Origin of the sequence: Actinomadura rubteroloni (genome assembly GCF_002911665.1) — a bacterium.
In the GTDB taxonomy this organism is placed as follows: Bacteria; Actinomycetota; Actinomycetes; order Streptosporangiales; family Streptosporangiaceae; genus Spirillospora; species Spirillospora rubteroloni.
In genome coordinates, this window is sequence record NZ_MTBP01000002.1 from 1,929,724 (window position 1) to 1,955,062 (window position 25,339).

The window sequence follows — 25,339 nt, forward strand, 5'->3', positions numbered from 1 at the left end:
TCACTTGACGGTCACCACCGATCCCTGCATGAGCGGGCCGAACATCAGCGCCGCGACGTCGGACACGTCATCGGCGTCGGTCCGGGTGAGCGGCCCGACGATGCTCTTGATCTTGTTCTTCTCGCTCATCTGCGTGCCCGGGTCGACGAAGACGTTGGAGACCGGACGGTTCCGCGTCGTCGTCGTGCTGGTCGGGCCGTCCTTCGGGTCGGGGTTCTTCCACCACAGGTCGTCCTCGGTCCCGTCCAGGGCGAGGTAGTCGGGGAAGGGGACCTTCGGGTTCGGCAGGTTGTAGCAGCGCGGACCCCGGTAGTCCTTGACCTCCGGCAGGTCCAGCGGGTTCTTGTAGCCGGGGCGCGGCTTCACGATCTCGATCGTGAGGTTGTAGGTCGTGGACCCGTTCGCGCCCGCGACCCGCTCCATCTCGGGACGGATCTTGTCCAGCCCCTCGAAGACGCACGGCAGCGACGGCGAGTACTTCGCGATGAGGTCCAGGCCCGCCCGGTTCGCCACGTTGAACCCGATGATCTTCGGGGCGTTGTTCGTCATGAACCGGTTGGCGTGCCCGGCGAACGCTGCCGTCTGCGGCAGGATCTGCTCGATCGTCGCCTTCTTGTCGGTCACCGTCGTGCTGGTGACGTTCAGGTTCCGGAACGTCTGGAGCAGGTCGGGCGCCGCGCGGTTGTAGACGTCGGCGGTGTCGGCCAGCCCGTTCAGGTTGTAGACGAGGTTGCCGAGCTGCGGGTTGATCCGCCGCAGCAGGCCGTCGGCCTGCTCCAGGTCGCGGCCGAGCTGGTCGCCGCGGCCCTGCAGCGCCGTCGCGAGCGCGTTCAGCGTCGCGTTCAGCTCCTCGGGCTTGACGGCCTGGAGCAGCGGCAGCAGGTTGTCGAGCACCTGGTCGATCTCGACGGCGGCCTGGGAACGGTCCTGCCGGATCACCTGGCCGGCGCGGAGCCCGAGCGGCCCCGGCTGCGCCGGGATCTGGAGGTCCACGTACTTCTCGCCGAACAGAGTCTTCGGCAGCAGCCGCGCCTGGACGTTGTCCGGGACGAGCTTGGCCTTGCCCGGGTCGAGCGCGAGGTCGAGCGTCGCGCCCTTGTCGGTCGCGTGCGTCGCGCGGACCTCGCCCACGATCAGCCCGCGCACCTTGACGTCGGAGTGCGGCAGGAGTTGCAGGCCCGCCCGTTCCGCGTCCACCTTCACCCGGACCACCGGGGTCAGCGCCTTGTTGAACAGCGCCACCGTCAGCGCCAGGAGCAGGGCCATCACCAGCAGCATCGCGACACCGAGCAAGCGGAACCGCATCTGCTGGGACAGTCCGCCCGCGCCGGGACCCGCAGCGTGCGTCATCCCGTCACCCCGCAATCCGGACGTCGGTCGAGGTGCCCCAGATCGCCATGCCGAGCAGCAGGTCCACGACGCTGACGACGACGATGCTCGTCCGGACGGCGCGGCCCACGGCCGTCCCGACGCCCGCCGGGCCGCCGCTCGCGGTGAAGCCGAAGTAGCAGTGGATCAGCATCACGAGGACCGCGAAAATGATGATCTTCAGGAACGACCACAGGATGTCCTGGGGCGGGAGGAACAGGTTGAAGTAGTGGTCGTAGGTGCCGGTGGACTGCCCGTACGTCGCCGTGACGACGAACCGCGTCGCGCCGTAGGACGCCAGCAGGCCCACCACGTACAGCGGGACCACCGCGATCATCCCGGCGATCATCCGCGTCGTCACCAGGTACGGCATGGACGGGATGCCCATGACCTCCAGCGCGTCGATCTCGTCGGAGATCCGCATCGCGCCGAGCTGCGCGGTGAAGCCGCAGCCGACCGTCGCCGACAGCGCCAGCGCGGACACCAGCGGCGCGATCTCGCGCGTGTTGAAGTAGGACGCGACGAAACCCGTCAGCGCGGACGTGCCGATCTGGTCCAGGGAGTTGAAGCCCTGGAGGCCGACCTGGCTGCCGGTGAAGAACGTCATGAACGCGACGATGACCACCGAGCCGCCGATCACCGCGAGGCCGCCGGTGCCGAGGCTGACCTCGGCGAGCAGCCGCAGCACCTCGGTGCGGTAGCGGCGCAAAACGCGGAACGTCCACGCGAACGCGCGCGAGTAGAACGACACCTGGCGGCCGAGGTCGTCCAGGCTCGCCAGCGGCCCGCTCACCGCGCGGGAGAACGCCTTGCCCGTCTTCGTGGGGGCAGCCATCACATGCCCTTCGACGGAACGAACTGGAAGTACAGCGTGGAGACGATGAAGTTCTCCACGAACAGGAGCATGAAGGTGATGACGACCGTCTGGTTGACCGCGTCGCCGACGCCCTTCGGCCCGCCCTTGGCGTTCAGGCCCTTGTAGGCGGCGACCAGGCCGGCCGTCACGCCGAACAGGAACGCCTTGAACTCCGCCTGCAGCAGGTCGGGGAGCTGGGCCATCGCGTTGAACGACGCCAGGTACGCGCCCGGCGTGCCGTTCTGCAGGACGACGTTGAAGACGTAGCCGCCCATCAGGCCGACCACCGAGACCAGGCCGTTCAGGAACAGCGCGATGAACGCGCACGCGAACACGCGGGGGACCACGAGCCGGTGCAGGGGGTTGATCCCCAGCACCTCCATCGCGTCGATCTCCTCGCGGATCTTGCGGGCGCCGATGTCGGCGCACATCGCCGACCCGGCGGCCCCCGCGACCAGCAGCGAGGTCACCAGCGGGCTGGCCTCGCGGACGATCGCGACGACCGCCGTCGCACCCGTGTAGGACTGCGCGCCGAGCTGCCGGATCAGCCCGCCGACCTGCAGCGACAGGACACCGCCGAAGGGGATGGCGACCAGCATGGTCGGAACCACGGTCACGCTGACGATGAACCAGGACTGCTGGATGAATTCACGCCATTGGAACGGCCATTGGAACATCGCCCGGAAGGTGTCGAGCACCAGGGCGAAGAAACGACCGGGTTCCTTGATGGCGACATTGGTCGCACCGTCGGAGAACTTGCGGAGGGCGGCCGTGCCGCCGCCCCCCTTGCGTGCCTCTGCCTGGTTCGCGCCGATACCAGGAGTGGACATCAGTACTGAGCACCTCCAGGGTGCCCCGGCTGTCCTCCGTGCATCACAGCGGCCTGCTGCGACGCCACGTACCGCGGCCATTCCTCGACCCAGTTGCGGCCGAGGTCGTCGACGAACGAGCCCGGCGGCGGCGTCACCCCGTGCGCGGCGCACCACGCGCCGGGCGCGTGCTGGGCGGCGCGGATCCGGCCGTCGCTCGGCATGAGCTGCGGCTGGATCGGGGGCAGCGTGCCGACGTCCAGGCCCATCTTCGACTCGGCTTCGAGCTCGGAGACGTCCTTCTCCTCCGACATGCCGATCGGACCGGCCCGGCGGGCGTTGAGGAACTGGCGGACGACCGGCTCCTCACTGGACAGCAGCATCTCGCGCGGCCCGAACATCACCAGTTCGCGCCGGTAGAGCATGCCGATGTTGTCGGGGATCGTCCGCGCCGTGTTGATGTCGTGCGTGACGATCAGGAACGTCGCGTTGATCTGCGCGTTCAGGTCGATGAAGAGCTGGTTGAGCAGCGCCGTGCGGACGGGGTCGAGGCCGGAGTCCGGCTCGTCCACCAGCAGGATCTCGGGGTCCAGGACGAGTGCGCGGGCCAGTCCGGCGCGCTTCTTCATCCCGCCGGAGATCTCGCCGGGCAGCTTGCCCTCCGCGCCGAGAAGACCGACCATGTCCATCTTCTCCATCACGATGCGACGGACTTCGGACTCGGACTTCTTCGTGTGCTCGCGGAGCGGGAACGCGATGTTGTCGTACAGGTTCATCGACCCGAACAGCGCGCCGTCCTGGAACAGGACGCCGAACAGCTTGCGCGTCTCGTAAAGCTGGTGCTCGGGCAGGTACGGAAGGTCCTTGTCACCGATCCAGATGTGTCCGCGGTCGGGCTTCAGCAGTCCCACCAGGGACTTCAGGAAGACCGACTTGCCCGTGCCGGACGGGCCGAGGAGAACGGAGATCTCTCCTGCGGGAACGGTCAGGGACACGTCCTGCCAGATCGTCTGGCGGCCGAAGGACTTGGTCAGCCCTTCGACTCTGATTTCGACGCCCACTCGTCACCTTTCGTCCAGGCCGGGGGTAGGTACCGGAGCCACATGCGCGCACCGGGGGGCCGCGCGGCCATCGTCGGTCACACCTGGTGTCCGCACCGTTGCTACTACCGGGTAGCTGTGGCGGGTGCCACTACCGTAGCGGGCTCCTCCAAAAAGGGAAGAGGCCGAAGGCGCGGAACCGCGAACAGAACGTACCTTGTGCGGAAATCGTTACTTACGTGAGACTTGATTCAAGAACCTGCACCTCAAGCGGGGGTGGGCGGCGGGGAGCGTGGCGGGGGTGGCCGCTGTGTCTCCTGGGACGCTACGCCGAGTGTGACGTACCGGACAACGCGCCCGCTGACACTGTTTGGCCTCCGGATTTATCACCGACGTACAGAGTTCACCCGGGTCGGGGCCGGTCTCCTGCTGTTCGGTGAAGGTCCGGGTCACGCATTATGGCCGCAGGCCACGCCCCGCGTCGAGGGAATCCCGGAACGCGACGAGGGCGGCCGCCCCACCGCCTGGTGGGACGACCGCCCTCGTCAGAAGACGTGCTCGGAGCCGAGCCGCACGGCTCCGGAAGTCTCCGGGAGAAGCGCCTTACTTGACGGTGACCGTCGCGCCGGCCTTCTCCAGGGCCTCCTTGGCCTTCTCGGCCGTCTCCTTGTTGACCTTCTCCAGCAGCGGCTTCGGAGCGCCGTCGACCAGGTCCTTGGCCTCCTTGAGGCCGAGGCTCGTGAGGCCGCGGACCTCCTTGATGACCTGGATCTTCTTGTCGCCGGCGGCCTCGAGGATGACGTCGAACTCGTCCTGCTCGGGCGCGGCCTCGGCGGCCTGGCCGGCGGCGCCGGGGGCGGCGGCCACGGCGGCGACCGGGGCGGCGGCCTTGACGTCGAAGACCTCCTCGAACTGCTTCACGAAGTCCGAGAGCTCCAGGAGGGTCATCTCCTTGAAGGTCTCCAGGAGCTCGTCGGTGCTGAGCTTCGCCATGATTGTTCCTCCAATTGAGGGATGGGCGTCTGAAATGTGTCGGTACCGCGGGACGGACCTACTCGGCGGGCACCGCGTCGGCGTCGGCCGGGGCCGCGTCGACGGCCTCGGCGGTCTCGCCGGCGGCCTCGCGCTTGGCGCGCAGGGCCTCGGCGAGCTGCGCGGCCTGGGTCGGCAGGGCGTTGAAGGTGGCCGCGGCCTTCGCCATCGAGCCCTTCATCGCACCGGCCAGCTTCGCGAGGAGCACCTCGCGGGACTCCAGGTCCGCGAGCTGGCCGACCTGACCGGCGTCCATCGACTTGCCGTCGATGAAGCCGCCCTTGATCACCAGCAGCGGGTTCGCCTTCGCGAAGTCGCGCAGGCCCTTGGCGGCCTCGACCACGTCGCCGGTCACGAACGCGATCGCCGAGGGTCCTTCGAGCAGCGCCCGGAACTCCTCGTCGACGCCCGCGTCCGCGGCGGCGATCTTGGTCAGCGTGTTCTTCACGACGGCGAACTTCGCGTTCGCGCCGAGGTTGGTGCGCAGCTCCTTGAGCTGCGCCACCGTGAGCCCGCGGTATTCGGTCAGCACGGCGCCGTTCGAGCCCTCGAACTCGCTCTTGAGCTCGGCGATCGCCGTGGCCTTCTCGGCCTTGGCCATGTGGCCTCCTTCCGATTACCTGGGTGGCGACGGACCGCGTCCGGCGAGGAACACGGCACCATCGACCTGGTGGGAAGCCGCCGGGGCGAAATCTCCCGGAAAAACAGGAACGCCCCGGCGCAGGCGCGCGGGGCGTCGAACACGACACATCGGTCATGCGAAGCTCACATCACACCTACGCGGGCCGCCCGAAATCTCGTTCGGGTCCTTCGGCCGCCCTCACGGGCGACGACCGGCGGTCTTCGGCACCACACAGACTACGTGCGAAAACCCTCCGATGCCAACTGCGCGGGACCCGGGCTGCGCGAGCTGGTGCGGAAAGGCCCGCGACCGTCCGGTCGCGGGCCCTTCGCGGCGGTCGGGTCAGGCGCGCGGGGCGCCGGGGAGCTTGACGGCGCCCACCTCGGACGCGGGGGGCGGGGTCACGTCGACCGGCTTGCCGTAGCCGGAGTAGCTCGCCGTCGTCGTCATCGGGCCCGACGACGTGGACAGGCGGCTGACCATCTTGCGCGGCAGGTCGTCCGAACCGACCCACAGGTCGAACGTCAGCGTCGAGACGCCGAGCTTCTGGTACTGCTGCTCCAGCTTCGCGCGGGTCTGGGCGTCGAGCTTGCCGAGCGCGGCCGTCACGGGGACGGTGCCGGCGAAGTGCCGCGCCGGGACGCCGTCGACGGTCTCGGTGCCGACCTCGCGGACGTCCCGCGACGCCGTCAGCATCTTCGTCTGCTCGGCCGGGCTCTGCTGCCTGGCCTGGTCCATCAGGCCGGACAGGTTCAGGCCGGACGTCGCGCTGAGGTCCGACAGCGCGATCTTCGACCAGGGCTTGCCACCGTTGGTCGCGGCGAGCGCCGGCATCTTGAGGTACATCGCCTGCGCGTCCAGGATCGCCTCGAAGCCGGGCACGCTCGTGCCCTGCACCGACGTCGGCTCGGTGGTGATGTGCATCGCCACGGACGGACGGATCCGCACGGCCGCCGACATCTTCATGCTCACGCCGCCCTGACCGTCCACGTCGATCTTCATCGTGTACGTGTCGGTCTTCCCGGCGCGTTCGGCGGTGCGGCCCAGGATCTCCGCCGCCGTGAGCTTGAGGTTCTTGCCCGCTTCGCCCGCCTTGTCGCCCGCCGAGCCCAGGCATCCGGTCAGGGACAGGGCGAGGCCGGTGACGGCGACGGCGCTCACGGCGAGACGACGCGACTTCACAGTTCTTCCTCCAGGGGATGGGGAGCAATCGGCGTTTCCGCCGGTTCGTCCCTGTTCAGACGCGGCGCACACCGGATCGGTTCGCCGCAGACCGGCCGACGCCGCCGGAACGGACGGTCACGCGCCCAGACCCGCCAGGCCCTCCTTGAACGTGCCGACCTGCGACGCGGGCGGCGGCGTGATGTTCACCGGGGCGTTGTAGCCGGAGTACAGCGCCGACGTCGTCAGCGGCCCGGCCGGCGTACTGATGCGGTTCGTCAGCTTGCGCGGCAGATCGTCGGGGCCGACCCACAGGTCGAACGACAGCGACGTCGCCTTCATCTTCTTGAAGTCGTTCAGCGACTCGCGCACGTCCGGGTCCGCCGCCGCGAGCGCGTCCGTCAGCGACAGCGTTCCGGTGAAGTGCCGGGTGCGCACCCCGCCGACAACCTCGGTGCCGACCTCCCGGACGTCCTTGGACCCGGTGAACACCTTCGTCTGCGAACCCGGGCCCTGCACCTTCGCCTGGTTCATCAGGCTCGCCACGTCCGACCCCGACGCGCCCATCTCCGCCAGGGCCATCTTCGTCCACGGCTTGCCGCCGTTCAGCTCCGACAGCAGCGGCATCTTGACATAGAGCGCCTCGGCGTCGAGGAGCATCGTCACGCCGGGGATCTGTTCGCCGTCCACCGCGGACGGCTCCATCGACATCCGCATCGCCATGGGCGACCGCAGCCGCACGGCCGTCCGCATCTTCATGCTCGTACCGGCCTTGATCTTGTGGCCGTCGATCGAGCCCTCGAACGTGCCGTCCATCGTGTAGCTGTCGACCTGGCGGGCGCGCGTCGCCGACCTGCCGAGCAGTTGCGCCGCGGTCAGCCGGACGTCCGCGGCCGCCGCACCGCCCTTGCCGCCGCCCTTGCCGCCGGCCTGGCCCGACCCGGACCCGAGGCAGCCCGTCAGGGACGCCACGAGCCCGGCGGTGACGGCGGCGCCCACGGCCGCCCGTCGAAATCTCACGCCTGGTCCTCTGCTGGAGTGGGGAGCGATGGGCATTTCTGCCCATTTGTCCTCTCTGTGACGCGTCCCCGGCCCCGGCGGATGACCGCCCTGACCAAAACGTGATCTTGCGCGTCAGTGCCCGGTGAGCAGACCGTCCAAGGTCAGCGCGCCGACCTGGTCGGCCGGCGGCGGGTTCACCGACACCTTCTTGCCGTAGTCGCTGTAGAGCACCTGCGCCGTCCCGGCGCCGCCCGACCGGCCGAAGCCCTTCGTGACGACCTTGCGCGGCAGGCCCGAGCCGTCCACCCACAGGTCGAACGTGAGCTTCCGGTCCGTCGCGCCCTGCGGGAGGAACTTGCGGGCGTTCTCCTGCTGCTGCGCGTCGAGCCGCTTCAGCGCCTCGCCGACCGTCACCGTGCCGGTGTAGTGGACGGTCTTCACGCCGTCCACCGTCTCCTCGCCCACCCGGCGCGCGTCCTTGGAACCGGTGAACATCTTCGTCTGCTCCGCCGGGTCGATCTGCTGGAGCTGCGCGATGAGGCCCTTGACGTCGAAGCCCGTCCGCTGCTGCACCTGCGCCACGTCGATCTTCAGCCACGGCTTGCCGTTCGCCACGAACCGCGCCGCCTGCGGGACCTTCGCGTACAGCGTGTTCCCCGTGAAGATCGCCTGCGCGGACACGCCGGAACCCGCGCCGCCGAAGCCCAGCCCGTCCAGCTTCGCGCTGAACGCGAGCTGCGGACGCAGCCGGAACCAGCCCGTCCCCTTGATCTCACCGCCGCCGTCCCCGTCCCGGACGGTCAGCGCCGCCTTGAACGAATCGGCGTCGACCGTCTTCTGCGAGGTCCGCAGCAGCGCCTCGTTCGCACTGAGCTTCATGGCGCCGGTCGTCCCGCCGCCGTCGGCGTTGCAGCCCGTCAGCGCGAGCGCGGCGCCCAGCGCCGCGCCGCCCGCCGCCACCGCGACTCGTCGTCTCATCTCAGGTTCCTCCTCGGTCGCCTGTCCGAACGGGATCCAGTCTCGTCCGGCGCGCCCCCGCCCGGCATCCCCCACCGGGACGAAAGAACCGGGCCCGGGTCCGCCTCGCGGCGTACCCCGCAGTGCGCCGTTTTACCGACCCATGAGACGACGAAAGGCGCTTCCCGCTCGGGGAAGCGCCCTTCGAGAAAGCCGGATCAGGCCTCGACCAGCTCCGCCACGACGTTGCGCACCGCGTTCGGGTCCACCGGGATGCCCGGCCCCATCGAGGTGGTCAGCGTCGCCTTCTTGACGTACCGGCCCTTGGCCGCCGACGGCTTGAGCCGCTGGATCTCCTCGATCGCCGCCGCGTAGTTCTCCAGGAGCTGACGCTCGGAGAACGACGCCTTGCCGATGATGAAGTGCAGGTTCGCGTGCCGGTCCACCCGGAACTCGATCTTCCCGCCCTTGATGTCGGTGACGGCCTTGGCCACATCCATCGTCACCGTGCCGGTCTTCGGGTTCGGCATGAGACCGCGCGGGCCGAGCACCCGGCCGAGCCGGCCGACCTTGCCCATCTGGTCCGGCGTCGCGACGACCGCGTCGAAGTCCAGGAAGCCGCCCTGGATCCGCTCGATCAGGTCGTCGGAGCCGACGATGTCCGCCCCGGCCTCACGGGCCTCCTCCGCCTTCGCGCCGCCGGCGAAGACCAGGACGCGGGCGGTCTTGCCGGTGCCGTTCGGCAGGTTGACGGTGCCGCGGACCATCTGGTCGGCCTTGCGGGGGTCGACGCCCAGCCGCAGGGCGACCTCGACGGTCGCGTCGAACTTGGTGGCGGCCGTCTCCTTGGCGAGCTGCACCGCCTCCAGCGGGCTGTACAGCCGGTCGGCGTCGATGCGCTCGACAGCGGCCTTGTAGGCCTTGCTGCGCTTCATGTTCTCTCCTTCGTGGTGCGGACCGCGCAGGGCCCTCCCACTGTCGTCCGTCCCCGGCGGGGACGGATCACTTGACCTCGATGCCCATCGAGCGGGCGGTGCCCGCCACGATCTTCTCCGCCGCCTCCAGCGTGGTGGCGTTGAGGTCGGGCATCTTGGTGGTGGCGATCTCGCGGATCTGGTCCGCGGTCACCGAGCCGACCTTCGTCTTGTGGGGCTCGCCCGAGCCCTTCTCCACACCGGCGGCCTTGAGGATGAGCTGCGCCGCGGGCGGGGTCTTGGTGACGAAGGTGAACGAGCGGTCCTCGAAGATCGTGATCTCGACGGGGATCACGTTGCCGCGCTGGGCCTCGGTCGCGGCGTTGTACTGCTTGCAGAAGTCCATGATGTTGACGCCGTGCGGACCGAGGGCGGTACCGACCGGCGGCGCCGGGGTCGCCGCGCCCGCATTGAGCTGAACTTTAACGATCGCGGAGATTTTCTTCTTCTTCGGGGGCATGCGCCCTCCTCTGTCCCAATTTCTTCGGTTCCGACTCCCGGACGTCCGGGCAACGGCATGGCAGGGACTCGTCCATGACGTAGGAACCGCTGAGTGTGGCGGTCCGGCATCCCCGCGGTCGCGGGGCTCATCGGCGTCTCGCAGCCGAAGATCGAGACGAGAACCGGACCATCCCCGCAGACGCGGGGCCGACGAGCAAGTCTAGGCGAAGCGAAACGCCCCCGCGTACGCGAGGGCGTTCCCGGACAATCTCAAATCTTGGAGACCTGGTTGAACGACAGCTCGACCGGCGTCTCCCTGCCGAAAATCGACACCAAGACTTTGAGTTTCTGCTGCTCAACGTTGATCTCGTTGACGGTGGCGGGCAGCGTCGCGAACGGGCCGTCCATGACGGTGACCGACTCGCCGACCTCGAAGTCCACGGTGGGCGCGGCCTTGGCGGCCTTCTCCGGCCGGACGGCGCCTTCCTCGGGCTCGGGCGCGAGCAGGTTGGCGACCTCGTCCAGGCTCAGCGGCGACGGCTTGTTCAGCAGCCCCACGAACCCGGTGACGCCCGGCGTGTTCCGCACGGCGGCCCACGACTCGTCGGTCAGCTCCATCCGGACGAGGATGTACCCCGGCAGGACCTTCTCGTTGACCTTCTGCCGCTTGCCGCCCTTGATCTCGGTGACCTCGTGCTGGGGCACCTCGATCTGGAAGATGAAGTCCTCCATGTTGAGGGTCTGCGTCCGGGTCTCGATGTTGGTCTTGACCCGGTTCTCGTACCCCGCGTAGGAGTGGACGACGTACCAGTCGCCCGGCTGGAGACGCATCTCCGCCTTGAACTCGGCGTACGGGTCGACCGGAGGGGCCGGGGCCTCCTCCTCGTCGTCGGCGCCGTCGTCCGCGCCGGCCTCGTCCAGGGACTCCGCGGGGACGTCGGCGGCGGGCTCGGCCTCGCCGAGCGGGGCGGCGGCGGGCTCGTCAGCCGGCGCCTGCTCCGCCGCAGCCGCCAGGGCCTCGTCGGCGGCCTCGTCGCGGGGCTGTGAGGGCTCGGACACGGTGACTGACTCTCTCTCCTCGTACGGGCATGAATGTTCGGGTGGCACGGCGCGTCCACGCGCCGGTGCCTGCGGACCCCGGACCGGGCCGCCGGTGTCGTGGCTCAGGTGAAGAGCCAGAACACGCCCTTCTGCAGAGCCCAGTCGAGGACGGCGACGAGCGCGACCATGAACAGCACGAACACCAGGGACACCGTGGTGTAGGTGATGAGTTCACGCCGCGTCGGCCAGATGACCTTGCGCAGTTCGCCGACCACCTGGCGCACGAACAGCGGCGGAGTGGTCCGCTTGGGGGCGGACTTCCCCTTGCCCTCGTCCTTCGCCGCGGCGTCGCCGCGCGTGTCAGTCGCCATTGTGCCGCCGTTCACCTCGTAGGTCGTGTGATCGTGGGAACCCGGCCCCGCCGGAGGCTCACCGCCATTGTCCAACGACCACGTGGTCGACGCGCATTCCCGCGCCGGACGGCCCGGTGTGTCGAGGGACGCGCGCACCGCACCTCGCAGGGCAGGAGGGACTCGAACCCCCAACCGCCGGTTTTGGAGACCGGTGCTCTACCAATTGAGCCACTGCCCTTCGCCCTCCCCCGGAGGGGAGATCCCGGTCCACGGACCGGGCCGTACCGGACACAGTGTACGGGCCGAGTGGACATGGCCGTATTCCGCGACGCGGTACCGGGAACGTGAGTCTACGGTGCGCGGCCGTCCACGTCGAACCGGAACCGCCGCGCCGCGACCCGGGACGCGCCGGCGCACCGCCGTGACCAGCGGGAGCCGTGGACCGTGCCGGGCGCGATATCGGCTGAACGCAGCGCCCGCAATCTGTAACGATGGGGGCATGAGCACTGACCGACCTCGCGTCTCCCGACGTATCGCCGCCATCTCCGAGTCCGCCACGCTGGCCGTCGACGCCAAGGCCAAGGCGCTGAAGGCGGCGGGCCGCCCGGTCATCGGGTTCGGCGCCGGCGAGCCGGACTTCCCCACCCCCGAGTACATCGTCGAGGCGGCCGTGACGGCCTGCCGCGTCCCGCGCTTCCACAAGTACACCCCGGCGGGCGGGCTGCCCGAGCTGAAGGCCGCGATCGCGGAGAAGACGGCGCGCGACTCCGGGTACGCGGTGGACGCGTCCCAGGTGCTCGTGACCAACGGCGGCAAGCAGGCGGTCTACGAGGCGTTCGCGGCGCTGCTCGACCCGGGCGACGAGGTGATCGTCCCGACGCCGTACTGGACGACCTATCCCGAGTCGATCCGGCTGGCGGGCGGCGTCCCGGTGGACGTGGTCGCCGACGAGACGACCGGCTACCGCGTCACGGTCGAGCAGTTGGAGGCGGCGCGCACCGAGCGGACGAAGGTGCTGCTGTTCGTGTCGCCGTCCAACCCGACGGGCGCGGTCTACACCCGCGACCAGATCGAGGCGATCGGCCGCTGGGCCGACGAGCACGGCCTGTGGGTCGTGACGGACGAGATCTACGAGCACCTGGTGTACGGCGACGCCGAGTTCCACTCGATGCCGGTCGTGGTGCCGGAGCTGGCGGACCGGACGCTCGTCCTGAACGGCGTCGCGAAGACGTACGCGATGACGGGCTGGCGCGTGGGCTGGCTCATCGGCCCGAACGACGTGGTGAAGGCGGCGGCGAACCTCCAGTCGCACGCGACGTCGAACGTGGCGAACGTGTCGCAGGCGGCGGCGCTCGCGGCGGTGACCGGGGAGCTGTCGGCGGTCGCGGAGATGCGGACGGCCTTCGACCGCCGCCGCCGCACGATGGTCCGGATGCTCAACGACATCGACGGCGTCGTGTGCCCCGAGCCGGAGGGCGCGTTCTACGTCTACCCGTCGGTCAAGGCGCTGCTCGGCCGGGAGATCCGGGGCAAGCGCCCGCAGACCTCGGTGGAGCTGGCGGCGCTGATCCTGGACGAGGCCGAGGTCGCGCTCGTTCCGGGTGAGGCGTTCGGGACGCCGGGCTACTTCCGCCTGTCCTACGCGCTGGGCGACGACGACCTGGTCGAGGGCGTGTCGCGGGTCGCCAAGCTGCTCGCCGAAGCGCGCTGACGGCACGGACGTTCGCGAGGATCATGGACCGGATCGTCCGGTCCATGATCCTTTTTTGTGTCCCGGCATGGTCGGGACGAGTCACCCGACATGGTCCGGACATGGCCCGGACGGGCGGTTCGCGGTGCCGCGCGCCCGCGTCGCGGCACGATCCGGCAGCATTGGTCCATGGAGGCCACCATCACCTCGGGGCGCCCCGAGCACGACACCACGGGACGGGACGTCGCCGCCCTCCCGAAGGCCCATCTGCATCTGCACTTCACCGGGTCGATGCGCCACTCGACGCTGGTGGAGCTGGCCGACCGGCACGGCGTCCACCTGCCGGAGGCGCTGGTCGCCGAGTGGCCGCCGAAGCTGCGCGCGACCGACGAGCGCGGCTGGTTCCGGTTCCAGCGGCTGTACGACATCGCGCGGTCGGTGCTCGTCACCCCCGACGACCTGCGCCGACTGCTGCGCGAGACGGCCGAGGACGAGGCCGCCGAAGGCTCGGGCTGGCTGGAGATCCAGGTGGACCCGAGCGGGTTCGCGGCGCGGTTCGGCGGGCTGACGCCGACGGTGGAGCTGGTGCTGGACGCGGCGCGCGAGGCGGGCGCGGCGGCGGGCGTGGGCATCGGCGTGGTGATCGCGGCGAACCGCACGCGGCATCCGCTGGACGCGCGGACACTGGCACGGCTCGCCCTGCAGTACGTCGATAAGGGCGTCGTGGGGTTCGGTCTGTCCAACGACGAGCGGCGCGGCCGGGCCTATGACTTCGACGGCGCGTTCCGCATCGCGCGGCGCGGCGGGCTGCTGGCGGTGCCGCACGGCGGGGAGCTGCTGGGCCCGGGGAGCGTCCGGGAATGTCTGGAGACGCTCGGTGCGGACCGGATCGGTCACGGGGTGCGGGCGGTCGAGGACCCGTCCCTGCTGGGGACGATCGTGGACCGGGGCGTGACGCTGGAGGTCTGCCCGGCGTCGAACGTGGGGCTCGGCGTGGCGGCGACGGCGGCGGACGTCCCGGTGCGGGAGCTGTTCGAGGCGGGCGCGCGGATCGCGCTCGGCGCCGACGACCCGCTGCTGTTCGGGTCGCGGCTGGCGCGGCAGTACACGCTGGTGCGCGCCGAGCACGGGTTCAGCGACGCGGAGCTGGCCGAGCTGGCGCGGCATTCGGTGCGGGGTTCGGCGGCGCCGGACGACGTCCGGTCCCGGCTGCTGTCGGGCATCGACGACTGGCTGGCCCGGGAGCCGGGCCAGCCAGTGGTCTGAGCGGTCAGGACGCGGCGGGTTCGGCCGCGCGGACGGGCTCGGCTGGCGCCGGGTGCGGCTCGGCGCGCGGCAGCAGGAGCGTGAGCGCGGCGGCGGCGGCCAGGACGGCGGCGCCCGTCCAGAGCGCCGGGTGCAGCCCGTCGGTGAAGGCGGCCGGGTCGGTGACGTCGCCGTTGGCGCTGAACACCGCGCCGAGCACGGCGATCCCGAGGACCGTCCCGAGCTGGCGGAAGGTGTTGCTCGCGCCGGACGCGACCCCGCTGAGCTTCTCGGGCGCGAACGCCAGGACGAGCCGTGCGACCGGCGCGAAGAACAGCCCCATGCCGATCCCGCAGAGGACGAATCCGGGGACGTACTCGGCGTAGGCGGTGCCGGGGCCGCTGGCGGCGGCCGTCCAGGCGAGGCCGGCGGCCTGGCAGGCGAGGGCGGCGGTGAGGATCGGCCGGGCGCCGAACCGGGCGGCGAGCGGCGCGGTCAGCGGGGCGGCGAGCAGCGGCATCGCGGTCCACGGGAGGGTGCGGACGCCCGCGTCGAGCGGCGACATGTGGTTGACGGCCTGCAGGTACTGGATGAGCAGGAACGCCGAGCCGAAGATCGCGAAGGCCATCGCGAGCATGACGACGTTGACGATGGTGAACCCGCGGTGGCGGAACAGCGCGAGCGGCAGCATCGGCGCGTCGGTGCGCAGTTCGCGGACGACGAATCCGGCGAGCAGGGCGGCGCCGCCGAGGAAGCCCGCGAGGACGGCGGGGCTCGTCCAGCCGTGCTCGTTGCCGCGCACGAGCCCGAGCACGACGCCGACGAGCCCGGTCGACAGCAGCACGGTGCCGGGGATGTCGAGGCGGCGGGCGCCGCCCCGGCTCTCGGCGAGGAACGCGGGGGTGAGCGCGAGCAGGACGATCCCGACGGGCACGTTGATCCAGAAGATCCACTGCCAGGACGCGTACTCGGTGACGGCGCCGCCGACGACGGGGCCGAGCGCGACGCCGAGCCCGCTCATGACGCTCCAGCCCGCGAGCGCGAGGCCGCGCTTGGCCGTGGGGACGGCGGCGGCGAGCATCGTCAGGGTGAGCGGCGCGACGATCGCGCCGCCGACGCCCTGGACGGCGCGGGCGGTGATGAGCGCGCCGGTGCCGGGGGCGAGCGCGGCGGCGGCGGACGCGAGCGTGAACAGCGCGAGCCCGGCGGTGAAGACGCGGCGGCGGCCGAACCGGTCGGCGAGCGCGCTGGCGGGCAGGAGCAGGACGGCGAAGGTCAGCGTGTAGGCGTTGACCGTCCATTCGAGCCCTTCGAGCCCGGCGCCGAGGTCCTCGCCGATGGACGGGAGGGCGTTGGTGACGATGAGGTTGTCGAGCGTCACCATGAACAGGGCCAGGCCGGTGACGATGAAGGTGCGGATCGCGTTGGGGGGTCGCACGCTTCCTCCTTAATTAGTTATCAGTCACTAACTTAGATGGGCAGAAAAAATCACGGGCGCTCCGCGTCGCGCGCCCAGTCGGCGAGCCAGCGCCCGTCGAGCCGGCGGCCCGGCGGGAACGGCACGGCGAACGCCTGCAGGACGTTGCCGAGCATTCCGCGCGCGACGAACTGCATGATCTCGTCCGGGTCCACGCCGGAAAGCTCGCCGAACAGGCGCCACAGCGCCGCGAACCGGACGTGCCCGACGGCGCGGATCTCGGCGTCGTCCACCGCCGCCGCGTAGATCTGGAGCTGGAGCCGCAGGAGCGTCTGCTCCTTGGTCAGGATCTCCTGGTAGGCGTCGATCATCGCCTCGATCGCCGCGCGCCCGTGCCGGCCGCCGACCGCGTCGCGCATCCGCTGCTCGATCGCGCCGAAGCACCGGTCGGCGGCGGCGGTGAACAGAGCGTGCTTGGTCGGGAAGAGCCGGAACAGGTACGGCTGCGAGACGCCCACCCGCTTGGCGATGGCGGCCGTCGTGGTGCCCTCGAAGCCGGTGCGCGAGAACTCGGCGACGGCCGCCTCGATCACCTGCTCGCGGCGCTCGTCGGCGCTCATCCGGGGGCTCATGGCAGCTAAGTTAGTGACCAATAACTAATTTGTCAACGTCACGCCCACGAGCACCGGCTCGTTGACCAGCTCGACGCCGAACGCCGCGCGCACGCCGTCCCGCACCTCGCGGGCCAGGGCCAGCAGGTCGGCGGTCGTCCCGCACCCCGGGTTCGTGAGCGCGAGCGTGTGCTTGGACGAGATGCGCGCCGGACCGTCCCCGTGCCCCTTCGCGAACCCCGCCCGGTCGATCAGCCAGGCCGCCGACGTCTTCACGCGCGGCGTCCCGTCCGGCGCGGGCGCCTCGGGATAGCGCGGGAACGCGACCTCCGGGCCGAGCCGGTCGGCGACGCGCCGCTCCAGCTCCGCCAGCGCGTCCGCGCCGAGGATCGGGTTGGTGAAGAACGAGCCGGCGCTGCGCGAGTCCGGGTCGGCGGGGTCCACGACCATGCCCTTGCCGCGCCGCAGCTCCAGCACCGCGTCGCGCGCCTCCTTCAGCGGGACGCGCTCCCCCGGCGGCACGCCGAGCGACCGCGCCAGCTCCGCGTACGCGATCGGCTGCGAGTCGTCGCCCTCGCGCAGCAGGTATCCGACCTCCAGCACGACGTACCGATCGGAGCCCTTGAAAACGCTGTGCCGGTAGGTGAAACGGCACTGCTCACGGTCGAGCGTGACGGTCTCGTTCGTTTCCCGGTCGTACGCGCGCACCCACTGGATCGTCTCGGCGACGTCCTGGCCGTACGCGCCGACGTTCTGGATCGGTGTCGCGCCGACCCGTCCGGGGATGCCCGCCAGGCACTCCACGCCGGCCAGCCCGTCGGCGACGCACCGCGCGACGAACGGGTCCCACTCCTCGCCGGCCTGCGCCGCGACCACGACCCGTCCGCCCTCGACCGCGCGGCGCTCGGTGCCGCGCGTGCCGACGTGGACGACCGTCCCGGGGAACCCCGCGTCGGCGACGACCACGTTGCTGCCGCCGCCGAGCACCAGCACCGGCTCGCCCGCCTCGTCGGCCGCGCGGACGGCCTCGACCACGTCCGACTCGGTCGTGGCCTCCACGAACCGGCGCGCCGGGCCGCCCAACTTGAGCGTCGTGTATCCGGCCAGGTTCACGTCTTCGGCGAACACCGCCACGTCGTCCGTCCCCTTCTCTCGGCGGGCCGTCACGCGAGGCGGACGACGGCCTTCGCGCGGGTCAGCACCTTCTGGCCCTCCGAGCGGGCGGTGAGGGCCACGACGACGCGGTTGCCGTCCAGCTTCTCCTCGACCTTCCCGCTGATCTCCAGCGTCGCGCCGCCCTCGTCCGGCACCACGACCGGCGACGAGAACCGGACGCCGTAGTCCAGCACCGCGCCCGGATCGCCCGCCCAGTCGGTCACGAAACGTCCGCCCTGGGCCATCGTGTACATGCCGTGCGCGATGACGTCCGGCAGCCCGACCGCCTTCGCGTGGCTCTCCCGCCAGTGGATCGGGTTGAAGTCGCCGGACGCGCCCGCGTACATGACGAGGTTCGCACGGTCCACCGCGAACGTCCGTGCCGGGATCTCCTGGCCGGCCTCGACGTCGGCGTACTTCACCAGCGCGGCCATCAGGCGCCCCGTTCCACGATCGTGTTGAACGTCCGGCAGATCGGCTCGCCGCCGGTCGTCTCCACGGCAGTCTCCACGGTGATCTTCTCGTTGCTGCCGATCGCCTTGATGTCGGTGATCGTGGTGGTCGTCGTGATGACGTCGCCCGCGCGCAGCGGACGCGAGTACTCGAACCGCTGCTCGCCGTGGACGATCATCGCGTAGTTCAGGCCGAGCGCGGGATCCACCAGCGCCGGGTCCCCGAGCGTGACGACGATCGGGAACGTCGGCGGCGCGATGACGTCGGGATGCCCCGCCGCCTTGGCCGCCTCGGGGTCGCGGTAGACCGGGTTCGGGTCGCCGATGGCGTCCGCGAACTCGCGGATCTTCACCCGGCTGACCTCGTACGGCTCGGAGGGCGGGAAGCTTCGTCCGATGAAGTCCCGGTTCAGTGCCATGCCGTTCGTCCTCCCGCCCGACCGGGCGCCGAGCGCCCGCCATCCGCTCTGCCAGGGACCCTAACAGAACGGCGTTCAGCCCGCCCCCGGCGTATGCGGGGACGGGCTGAACGGACGCCGGGCGAACGCCGTCTGGGTCAGCGCGTCTCGCGGTGCGCGCGGTGGCAGCGGCAGTTCGGGCAGTACTTCTTGAGCTCCATGCGGTCCGGGTCGTTGCGCCGGTTCTTCCGCGTGATGTAGTTGCGGTGCTTGCACTCCTGGCAGGCCAGCGTGATCTTCGGCCGTACGTCGGTGGCAGCCACGATGGAGTGCCTTTCTGCTAGGTACAGGGACGTGACGTCGGCCGCCCTGCTCGGGCGACCGGTCGGAGCAACCAGGCCCGCCCGCCCCCGTCGTTGCCGGGGGCGAGAGGCCAAGGTAGTAGCGAGGGCCGGACTTGAACCGGCGACACAGCGATTATGAGCCGCTTGCTCTGCCTGACTGAGCTACCCCGCCGAGATGGTCAGCGTGACCGGGCGCCAGGATACCCGATGTCCGCTGCGACCCTGGAATCCGAGTTGCGCGAGACGACCCGGTTCCGGACGATCCGACCGACCCCAGGATACCGCCTGCGGGGATGACCTGCGAATCGCGCGGTGGCCGTCCCCAGACGGAACGGGAAAGGCCAGCCTCCGCGCGGAAACTGGCCTCTGACCTGGTGAGCCCCTTTACGGAATCGAACCGTAGACCTTCTCCTTACCATGGAGACGCTCTGCCGACTGAGCTAAAGGGGCCTCGTCGTCCTGCGGCCTCGCGGTCGCGGCGACGGGTGTAACCATACACGGCCGCGCACGCGGGTGCGACATCACTTCCGCCGGGGTCATGCGGGCGTTCCGCCGAGATAGATGACGGTGGCGTCGTCATGCGGCTTCCCTCGCCGTCCGGGCAGGTCATGGGCTTGTTCGGCGGCTCTTGTCCGGCGGATCAGCTCGCTCGGTCCCTGCTCTTCGACGAGGTCGAGAAGGCCTCGCCAGGTCGTCGTGCGGAAGCGTTCGACCAGGCGCGCGGCGCCGTCGGACAGCAGCGCGGCCCGCCTGACGTTCGTCGCCGTCCCGGTGAGCGCGTGCCGGGCCGCTTCCGGCCTTGCGGCGGCCACCCAGAAGCCGCCTTCGCTGTTGCGCGACCTGCGGACCGTCTCCAGGTCGTAGGCGGGCAGGCGGTCGACGCGGTCGTCCCGGATGACCTGGACGTCCCTGTCGTCCAGGACGATCGGGGAATCTGCGAGCACCAGCCAGTCCAGGCGGCCTTCGTCCCACCGGACCATCGCGACCGTGGACGACGGGCTATCCGGATTGTCCAGGTCGCAGCCTTCATGCTGTTCCCGGACGCGGTGGATGGCCTCTTCGAGGATCTCGGCGAGGCCTGCTTCGTCCTGCGCGGCGAGGCGGGCCGCGAGCACGCCGCCGAGTCGGCGCACCAGCCAGGCCGGCCCGTGCGCGCACCCGGTGGTCACCTCCGGGTGCTGGGTGGCGCCGTCGAGCACGACGGCCCAGCCGTCCCCCGCCGCCGCGAAGTCCTCGTTGATCAGGCCGGGCGTGGGCTCGGTGGCCATACGGACGTCCACCCCGGCCATTCTGCCGTGGCTACGCCGGAACCGGCCCTTCGAGGGGGTTGTGCTCCTTGCCGGTGTTGCCGCACATGCGACAGGGCTCGTCCACCCGGACCCAGTTGAGGGCACCGGCGGCGTCCCGCTCGGGCATCTCCGGACGCCACCAGCCCGTCCCGCCGCAGAACCGGCACGCCCAGCCGTCGCGATCGCACCAGGCGCACGGCTCGTCGCCGCACCGGTCGCGCTTGCCGCTCACCGGCGGTTCCCCGTTCCTGCGCAGCCGCTCGCCCACCCGTCCGGCGGAACCTCACCCCGTTCGCCCACACTCCCCCTCACACCCACAGCATCCCGCAGACTCCCCCCATCGTCCACGGCCCGCGGCACAGGCGATCCCGAGGGCAGGGCGAACGTTCGGCCTTACGCAGAAGCGACATTCGGCCGTGTTGCATGTCGGACAGGCCGCTCGGCCCGCCAGTCCTCCCAAGGAGACGCGCATGGCAGGAATTCCACCGTCACGACGCACAGCACTCGGCACGCTGGGCGCCGTCCCCATGACACTCGCCGGCATGGCGGCACTGGCGGGCCCGGCCCGCGCCGCCGGCCCGCCCCACCCCGGCCCCGTGCCCCGCGCTCTGCGACCGGGCGGCGAGTTCGACCGGTTCGTGGCCCGGCTGGCCGCGCAGGACGACTTCTCCGGCAATGTCCTGCTCATGCACGGGAACCGTCCGGTGCTGGCCCGCGCCCACGGCATGGCGGACAAGAAGAAGGCCGTGCCGAACGGCCCGGACACCATCTACGCGCTCGGCTCCATCACCAAGATGTTCACGAGCATCGCGGTGGCGCAGCTCGCTCAGCAAGGAAAATTAGAGTTCACCGACTATCTGGGCGCGCACCTGAGCGGCTTTCCCAAAGAGATCGCCGACACGGTCACCGTCCACCAACTCCTGACCCACACGTCCGGCATGGGCGACTTCATGCAGACCGACGGCTTCCTCGATCAAGCACGCAAGTGGACCAGCGCCGACCAGGTCATGGACGGCCTGCTCAAACTGGTCCGGACCGAATCACTGGTTTTCACGCCGGGCTCCCGAGTGGGCTACAGCAACTCGGGCTACCACGTGCTGGGCGAGATCGTCGCGAAAATCTCCGGCCAGTCCTACTACTCCTACATTCGCGAGCACATCTTCGCTCCGGCCGGAATGACCGACTCGGATTTCTACACCATGCCCCAGTGGCGCGACGACGAACGCATCGGGAACCCGTACACCACGACCTCGTCCGGTGAGCGCGTCGAGGCCTTCGACCAGCACTTCTTCATGGGCTCGCCCTCCGGGGACTCCTTCTCGCCCGCGCCCGACCTGGCCCGCTTCGCCCGGACGCTCCTATCGAACAAGCTGCTGAGCCCCGCGTACACCGAACTCGTCGTCTGCCCCAAGATCCCCGCGCTCCCGCCCCCACCGCCCCCCGGCCGCCCGCAGCTCCCCACCATGTTCAACGCGTACGCGCCGTCCGCGTTCCTCATCAACGGCCAATGGGCCGTGGGCCACACCGGCGGCTCCCCCGGCGAATCAGCGAATCTGGAATGGTACCCGGCCATCGACTGGATGCTGGTGAAACTCAGCAACTACGACGTGCGAACAACCAGCCAGGTCGACGCAATGGCACGCCAACTCATCACCGGCGGCTAACTCCAACAGCCCGGAATAGGGGCGTGCGATGGATGGCATCTCCAGGTCGGGGATCGGCGAGCAGACCCGTCAAGCGCTTGCGGCCTTGCTGCTGAAACTGCGCCGGTAGGTCTGCGGGCTGACGCCGGTGGTGCGCTTGAAGCGGTCGCGGAAGGTGGTGGACGAGCCGAATCCGACCTGGTGGCCGATGCGCTCGACGGAGTGCTCGGTGGTCTCCAGCAGGTGCTGCGCCTGGCGGATGCGGGCTCGGTGGAGCCATTGGAGCGGGGTGGTGCCGGTCTGGCTGCGGAAACGTCGGATCAGGGTGCGGACGCTTGTTCCGGATTGCGCGGCGATGTCGCCCAAGGTGAGGTCGCGGGCGAGGTTCTCCCGCAGCCAGGCCAGCAGCGTCTCCAACTCCGATCCCCGCGGCGCGAGAGAATGGTCGTGGACGATGAACTGCGCCTGTCCCCCCTCGCGTTCGAGCGGCATCACGGACAGGCGGGCGGCGTCGGCGGCGACGGCCGAGCCGTAGTCACGACGGATCATGTGCAGGCACAGGTCCATTCCGGCGGCGGCACCCGCCGAGGTGAGGAACTGGCCATTGTCGACGTAGAGCACGTCCGGGTCGACGGTGACGTCCGGGTACAGGGCCGCCAGCAGGTCTGTCGCGATCCAGTGAGTGGTGACGCGCAACCCGTCGAGAAGACCGGTGGCCGCGAGAGGAAATGTGCCCACGCACAGCGAGGCGATCCGCGTCCCGGACGCTGCGGCCGTCCGCAGGGCATCGCGCACGGCAGGAGGGAGCGGGGCCGTGGGGTCGGCGGTCCCCGGCACGACGATCGTGTCCGCGCCCTTCAGGCCGTCCAGGTTCCACGACGCGCGCAGGGTGAAAGAACCGGCGTCGATCTCGTCGCGTTCCGCGCAGACCCGGAGCTGGTAGCCGGCCCGTCCGTCGGGCAGACGGGGCCGGGTGAAGATCTCGATCGGAGTGGACAGGTCGAACGGGATCACCTGGTCCAGGGCGAGAACCGCGACGGTGTGCATGGCGGGAACCTACCTGTTCGGGGCACGGCGAACCCTGCTCCCAGGGCGCCATGTGCCCATGTGACAGCAGGTTTGATACTCGCGAAAGGGTATGGCAATTTCCCGTTGAAACATGGCACTCCTGCCACTGGGCGACCGGGCCGTGCAGCCGATTGACTTCGCCCCGACGGAGCCAACCCCGATGCCGGAGGAACATGCCATGCACGTCCAGACCGCCCTGTTCGACGGCTTCGATCCGCCCGATGCCGTCGCCCGCCACGAGCCGGCGGCATGGCCGCGGAGGACACGGTGAGCGTCGGGTCGGCCTCCACGCGACACGGCACCGTCTGGCACGCCGAAGCCACCGCGAAACTGCGTGAACGCCGGGTGGCCGTGGAGCGGTCGGCATGACCAAGATCCTGCTGTCCTTGCACGTCCTGGCGGCCATCCTCGCCGTCGGCCCCGTCACCGTCGCCGCGAGCATGTTCCCCGCGACGTTGCGCCGCACCACCGACGACCCGGACCACGCCCGCACGACTCTGAAGATGCTGCACCGCATCTGCAGGGTCTACGCCGGCATCGGCATAGCGGTCCCCGTCTTCGGCTTCGCCACGGCCAGCAGCCTCGGCGTACTGGGCGACGCGTGGCTGATCACCTCGATCATGCTGACCGCGGCAGCGGCCGGTGTCCTGATCCTGCTGATCCTGCCCGGCCAGGACCGCGCCTTGGCCGACACGGCGAGCACCGCCGAACCCCCAGCGCCCGCGACCGCGAGCCGCCTCGCGATGGCCACCGGCATCTTCAATCTCCTCTGGGTGACGGTCACCGTCTTGATGATCGTCCGCCCCGGCTCGACCACGGGAGCGTGACCATGAATCCACGTCCGCTGCGCCACCTGCGCATCGCAGCTCAGGCCGAGCTCGTCTCCCTGATCGTGCTGCTGGCCAACGTGTTCACCGTCCACCTCAAGCCCATCTCGTCGGTGATGGGTCCCACGCACGGCTGCGCCTACCTATTCGTGGTGATCGCGACATGGCGCCTCAAGCCCGCCCCAGCCGTCAACATCGTGGCCCTCATCCCGGGCATCGGCGGCCAACTCGCACTGCGGCTACTCGCCCGCAACAGCGCCGACCAGGCGCAACAACCCGCCCCGCCCTGAACCGTCCACCGGCCCACCCCGGCAGAGCTCGCGAATTGCTCGATCACGCGATCACTCAAGGACACCAACCCGCTGCCCTTTCCGACGGCAGGGCAAGGCACCTAAGGAACGCACGACGGCCCGCAAACTCCGTCATGGCGTTCTCGCCGTTCCTGGCTCTGGAGCGGCGCGCGGTTCCCGTTGTTCGTGTCCCACCGCCAGATCGTGCGCAAAGCCCGGCTGCGGCTGTGCGACTTCGCCGCCTTGGTGGTCTGGGTGGCGAACGCTCCATGGGTGTTCTTCCAGAGGAGGAGGTCCTGCGGCCGGAAGTAGCGACTGCCAGCAGGAGGACGGCCGTTCCGGCGTCCTGGATCGACAAGCCGACCTCCTCTCAACCGAGATCGACTCCAGCCCGGGTGACAATTGCCCGCCCACCAACTGGTTCCAACAAGCGCGAGCAGGTTCCGACTACCGTGATCCGGCTCAGGTCGGCGAGTGGGGCACCCGCGTACGACAAGAAACGCCGCAGATTCAGCGACACTCAGCGCTGCACGCCACAGTCAGGATGGTCGGCCGTTCGAGCGCGCACCAGCCGTACGCCGGTCGCAAGCAGCCACACGAGCCACGCGGCGTAGCCAGGCATCCCCACGAACAGGAGCGCCGAGCCGTCCGCGATCGCGAGGCTGGCCGGGCCGGCGGCGAGCAGCAGGCCTCCGCCGGCCACGCCGAGCAGACGCTGCCACGGGGGCGTCAGCCAACTCGTATGCGCCGCCAGCGCAGCGCCGATGAAGGTGGTGCCGAGCGCCGGCAGCGCCAGCGCGAACGCTGCAGCATGCAGCTGCCAGGCGAGTTCGAACGCCGGGTTCGGCTCAGCGAGTTCGCTGGCGGACAGCACGACTCCGATCCACAGCACGGCGTAGAGCGCGAAGACCGCCGAGAGAGTCGCGCCTGCGGCCAGCGCGAGACGCGACCAGTCCGCGCCCGCGCCCCCGCGACGCCTGACGAGCCCGTGAAGACCGGTGAAGAACCCGAGCAGCAGAGGCAGATTCAGCGCCTCCAGGCCGACCGCGATCGCGACCGCGACCCGGTTCTCCGCGTGGAAGGCGAGCACCTTCTCGATTGGGTCCCCGAAGGCGGGCGCTCCGGCCCAGGCCACCACTGCGTTCTGGATCGCCATCGACGCTGCCAACGCGATCGCCGTCGCGCCGACGACCCGCTCTTGGAGCGCTCGGGTCGAAGTGGTCCCCGCTGTTGCCGCTGCCGCGCTCATTCGGG

Annotated in this window: 29 protein-coding genes and 3 tRNA genes; 6 read left to right on the forward strand and 26 right to left on the reverse strand. The window is 70.2% G+C overall.

All coding sequences use genetic code 11. The features are described from left to right. From BTM25_RS20330 to BTM25_RS20395, 14 genes are all read right to left on the reverse strand, one after another. Positions 1 to 1,350 carry an MCE family protein gene (locus BTM25_RS20330; RefSeq protein ID WP_103564406.1) on the reverse strand — a complete coding sequence of 450 codons (1,350 nt, stop codon included), beginning with the start codon at positions 1,348 to 1,350 and terminating at the stop codon, positions 1 to 3. Positions 1,351 to 1,354: 4 nt separating this feature from the next. Further along, a complete protein-coding gene (locus BTM25_RS20335; protein ID WP_103564407.1) occupies positions 1,355 to 2,203 on the reverse strand; it encodes an MlaE family ABC transporter permease in 849 nt (282 codons plus the stop codon). After that, positions 2,203 to 3,054, reverse strand: a complete 852-nt coding sequence (locus BTM25_RS20340) for an MlaE family ABC transporter permease (RefSeq protein WP_103564408.1) — start codon at positions 3,052 to 3,054, stop codon at positions 2,203 to 2,205. Before BTM25_RS20340 ends, BTM25_RS20335 begins: the two co-directional genes overlap by 1 nt. Beyond that, a complete protein-coding gene (locus BTM25_RS20345; protein ID WP_103564409.1) occupies positions 3,054 to 4,094 on the reverse strand; it encodes an ABC transporter ATP-binding protein in 1,041 nt (346 codons plus the stop codon). Before BTM25_RS20345 ends, BTM25_RS20340 begins: the two co-directional genes overlap by 1 nt. Before the next feature lie 582 nt (positions 4,095 to 4,676). Further along, positions 4,677 to 5,066 carry a 50S ribosomal protein L7/L12 gene (gene rplL, locus BTM25_RS20350; RefSeq protein ID WP_103564410.1) on the reverse strand — a complete coding sequence of 130 codons (390 nt, stop codon included), beginning with the start codon at positions 5,064 to 5,066 and terminating at the stop codon, positions 4,677 to 4,679. Positions 5,067 to 5,124: 58 nt separating this feature from the next. Next, on the reverse strand, positions 5,125 to 5,706 hold the full coding sequence (gene rplJ / locus BTM25_RS20355) for a 50S ribosomal protein L10 (protein ID WP_103564411.1): 582 nt from the start codon (positions 5,704 to 5,706) through the stop codon (positions 5,125 to 5,127). Between the two features lie 363 nt (positions 5,707 to 6,069). Next, complete coding sequence (locus BTM25_RS20360) at positions 6,070 to 6,909, reverse strand: hypothetical protein (RefSeq protein ID WP_235828501.1); 840 nt, start codon at positions 6,907 to 6,909, stop codon at positions 6,070 to 6,072. Positions 6,910 to 7,026: 117 nt separating this feature from the next. Continuing rightward, positions 7,027 to 7,908 (reverse strand): hypothetical protein, encoded by an 882-nt coding sequence (locus BTM25_RS20365; RefSeq protein WP_235828502.1) that lies wholly within the window; start codon positions 7,906 to 7,908, stop codon positions 7,027 to 7,029. A 114-nt stretch (positions 7,909 to 8,022) separates the two neighbouring features. Beyond that, a complete protein-coding gene (locus BTM25_RS20370) occupies positions 8,023 to 8,868 on the reverse strand; it encodes a LolA-like protein (protein WP_103564413.1) in 846 nt (281 codons plus the stop codon). Positions 8,869 to 9,065: 197 nt separating this feature from the next. After that, on the reverse strand, positions 9,066 to 9,782 hold the full coding sequence (gene rplA, locus BTM25_RS20375; RefSeq protein WP_103564414.1) for a 50S ribosomal protein L1: 717 nt from the start codon (positions 9,780 to 9,782) through the stop codon (positions 9,066 to 9,068). A gap of 67 nt (positions 9,783 to 9,849) precedes the next feature. After that, entirely contained in the window at positions 9,850 to 10,281 is a 432-nt protein-coding gene (rplK, locus tag BTM25_RS20380) for a 50S ribosomal protein L11 (RefSeq protein WP_103564415.1), read from the reverse strand. Positions 10,282 to 10,532: 251 nt separating this feature from the next. Next, positions 10,533 to 11,321 carry a transcription termination/antitermination protein NusG gene (nusG, locus tag BTM25_RS20385; protein ID WP_205648162.1) on the reverse strand — a complete coding sequence of 263 codons (789 nt, stop codon included), beginning with the start codon at positions 11,319 to 11,321 and terminating at the stop codon, positions 10,533 to 10,535. A 104-nt stretch (positions 11,322 to 11,425) separates the two neighbouring features. Beyond that, positions 11,426 to 11,674 (reverse strand): preprotein translocase subunit SecE, encoded by a 249-nt coding sequence (gene secE, locus BTM25_RS20390; RefSeq protein WP_103564416.1) that lies wholly within the window; start codon positions 11,672 to 11,674, stop codon positions 11,426 to 11,428. A 147-nt stretch (positions 11,675 to 11,821) separates the two neighbouring features. Further along, positions 11,822 to 11,894 (reverse strand) — tRNA-Trp (locus BTM25_RS20395). Positions 11,895 to 12,155: 261 nt separating this feature from the next. Between BTM25_RS20395 and BTM25_RS20400 the strand changes: the two genes are divergently transcribed. Both BTM25_RS20400 and BTM25_RS20405 read left to right on the forward strand, forming a co-directional pair. Next, entirely contained in the window at positions 12,156 to 13,367 is a 1,212-nt protein-coding gene (locus BTM25_RS20400; RefSeq protein WP_103564417.1) for a pyridoxal phosphate-dependent aminotransferase, read from the forward strand. 168 nt (positions 13,368 to 13,535) lie between these two features. Then, entirely contained in the window at positions 13,536 to 14,612 is a 1,077-nt protein-coding gene (locus BTM25_RS20405) for an adenosine deaminase (protein WP_103564418.1), read from the forward strand. A 4-nt stretch (positions 14,613 to 14,616) separates the two neighbouring features. Here the strand turns inward: BTM25_RS20405 and BTM25_RS20410 are convergent, their stop codons facing one another. The 10 genes from BTM25_RS20410 to BTM25_RS20455 all read right to left on the reverse strand — a co-directional run bounded on the left by BTM25_RS20410 (position 14,617) and on the right by BTM25_RS20455 (position 20,489). Beyond that, positions 14,617 to 16,029 (reverse strand): MFS transporter, encoded by a 1,413-nt coding sequence (locus tag BTM25_RS20410; RefSeq protein ID WP_103564419.1) that lies wholly within the window; start codon positions 16,027 to 16,029, stop codon positions 14,617 to 14,619. Positions 16,030 to 16,079: 50 nt separating this feature from the next. Next, positions 16,080 to 16,640, reverse strand: a complete 561-nt coding sequence (locus BTM25_RS20415; RefSeq protein WP_103564420.1) for a TetR/AcrR family transcriptional regulator — start codon at positions 16,638 to 16,640, stop codon at positions 16,080 to 16,082. Positions 16,641 to 16,664: 24 nt separating this feature from the next. After that, positions 16,665 to 17,753: a UDP-N-acetylmuramate dehydrogenase gene (locus BTM25_RS20420; RefSeq protein ID WP_103564767.1), complete on the reverse strand. Its 1,089-nt coding sequence runs from the start codon at positions 17,751 to 17,753 to the stop codon at positions 16,665 to 16,667. A gap of 29 nt (positions 17,754 to 17,782) precedes the next feature. Continuing rightward, a complete protein-coding gene (locus BTM25_RS20425; protein WP_103564421.1) occupies positions 17,783 to 18,208 on the reverse strand; it encodes a MaoC family dehydratase in 426 nt (141 codons plus the stop codon). Further along, positions 18,208 to 18,645, reverse strand: a complete 438-nt coding sequence (locus BTM25_RS20430; RefSeq protein WP_103564422.1) for a MaoC family dehydratase N-terminal domain-containing protein — start codon at positions 18,643 to 18,645, stop codon at positions 18,208 to 18,210. The genes BTM25_RS20425 and BTM25_RS20430 overlap by 1 nt, the downstream gene beginning before the upstream one ends. Positions 18,646 to 18,782: 137 nt before the next feature. Further along, positions 18,783 to 18,947 carry a 50S ribosomal protein L33 gene (gene rpmG, locus BTM25_RS20435; protein WP_103564423.1) on the reverse strand — a complete coding sequence of 55 codons (165 nt, stop codon included), beginning with the start codon at positions 18,945 to 18,947 and terminating at the stop codon, positions 18,783 to 18,785. 119 nt (positions 18,948 to 19,066) lie between these two features. Then, positions 19,067 to 19,140 (reverse strand) — tRNA-Met (locus BTM25_RS20440). Between the two features lie 205 nt (positions 19,141 to 19,345). Further along, positions 19,346 to 19,418, reverse strand: a tRNA-Thr gene (locus tag BTM25_RS20445). Positions 19,419 to 19,504: 86 nt separating this feature from the next. Further along, positions 19,505 to 20,248, reverse strand: coding sequence for a protein phosphatase 2C domain-containing protein (locus tag BTM25_RS20450; RefSeq protein WP_205648163.1), 744 nt, complete (start codon positions 20,246 to 20,248; stop codon positions 19,505 to 19,507). Between the two features lie 19 nt (positions 20,249 to 20,267). Beyond that, a complete protein-coding gene (locus BTM25_RS20455) occupies positions 20,268 to 20,489 on the reverse strand; it encodes a hypothetical protein (RefSeq protein ID WP_205648164.1) in 222 nt (73 codons plus the stop codon). Between the two features lie 310 nt (positions 20,490 to 20,799). On the opposite strand from BTM25_RS20455, the gene BTM25_RS20460 reads away from it, so the two are divergent. Then, on the forward strand, positions 20,800 to 21,921 hold the full coding sequence (locus BTM25_RS20460; RefSeq protein ID WP_205648165.1) for a serine hydrolase domain-containing protein: 1,122 nt from the start codon (positions 20,800 to 20,802) through the stop codon (positions 21,919 to 21,921). A 69-nt stretch (positions 21,922 to 21,990) separates the two neighbouring features. On the opposite strand, the gene BTM25_RS20465 is transcribed toward BTM25_RS20460, so the two are convergent. Beyond that, positions 21,991 to 22,947, reverse strand: coding sequence for a GlxA family transcriptional regulator (locus BTM25_RS20465; protein WP_103564426.1), 957 nt, complete (start codon positions 22,945 to 22,947; stop codon positions 21,991 to 21,993). A 112-nt stretch (positions 22,948 to 23,059) separates the two neighbouring features. On the opposite strand from BTM25_RS20465, the gene BTM25_RS29765 reads away from it, so the two are divergent. The 3 genes from BTM25_RS29765 to BTM25_RS20480 all read left to right on the forward strand — a co-directional run bounded on the left by BTM25_RS29765 (position 23,060) and on the right by BTM25_RS20480 (position 24,085). Beyond that, positions 23,060 to 23,239 carry a hypothetical protein gene (locus BTM25_RS29765; protein WP_103564427.1) on the forward strand — a complete coding sequence of 60 codons (180 nt, stop codon included), beginning with the start codon at positions 23,060 to 23,062 and terminating at the stop codon, positions 23,237 to 23,239. A 94-nt stretch (positions 23,240 to 23,333) separates the two neighbouring features. Next, positions 23,334 to 23,795 (forward strand): DUF2269 family protein, encoded by a 462-nt coding sequence (locus BTM25_RS20475; RefSeq protein ID WP_103564428.1) that lies wholly within the window; start codon positions 23,334 to 23,336, stop codon positions 23,793 to 23,795. A gap of 2 nt (positions 23,796 to 23,797) precedes the next feature. Then, positions 23,798 to 24,085, forward strand: coding sequence for a DUF3817 domain-containing protein (locus tag BTM25_RS20480; RefSeq protein WP_103564429.1), 288 nt, complete (start codon positions 23,798 to 23,800; stop codon positions 24,083 to 24,085). Positions 24,086 to 24,605: 520 nt separating this feature from the next. Here BTM25_RS20480 and BTM25_RS20485 read toward each other — a convergent pair. After that, entirely contained in the window at positions 24,606 to 25,334 is a 729-nt protein-coding gene (locus tag BTM25_RS20485; RefSeq protein ID WP_103564430.1) for a hypothetical protein, read from the reverse strand. Positions 25,335 to 25,339: the final 5 nt, after the last annotated feature.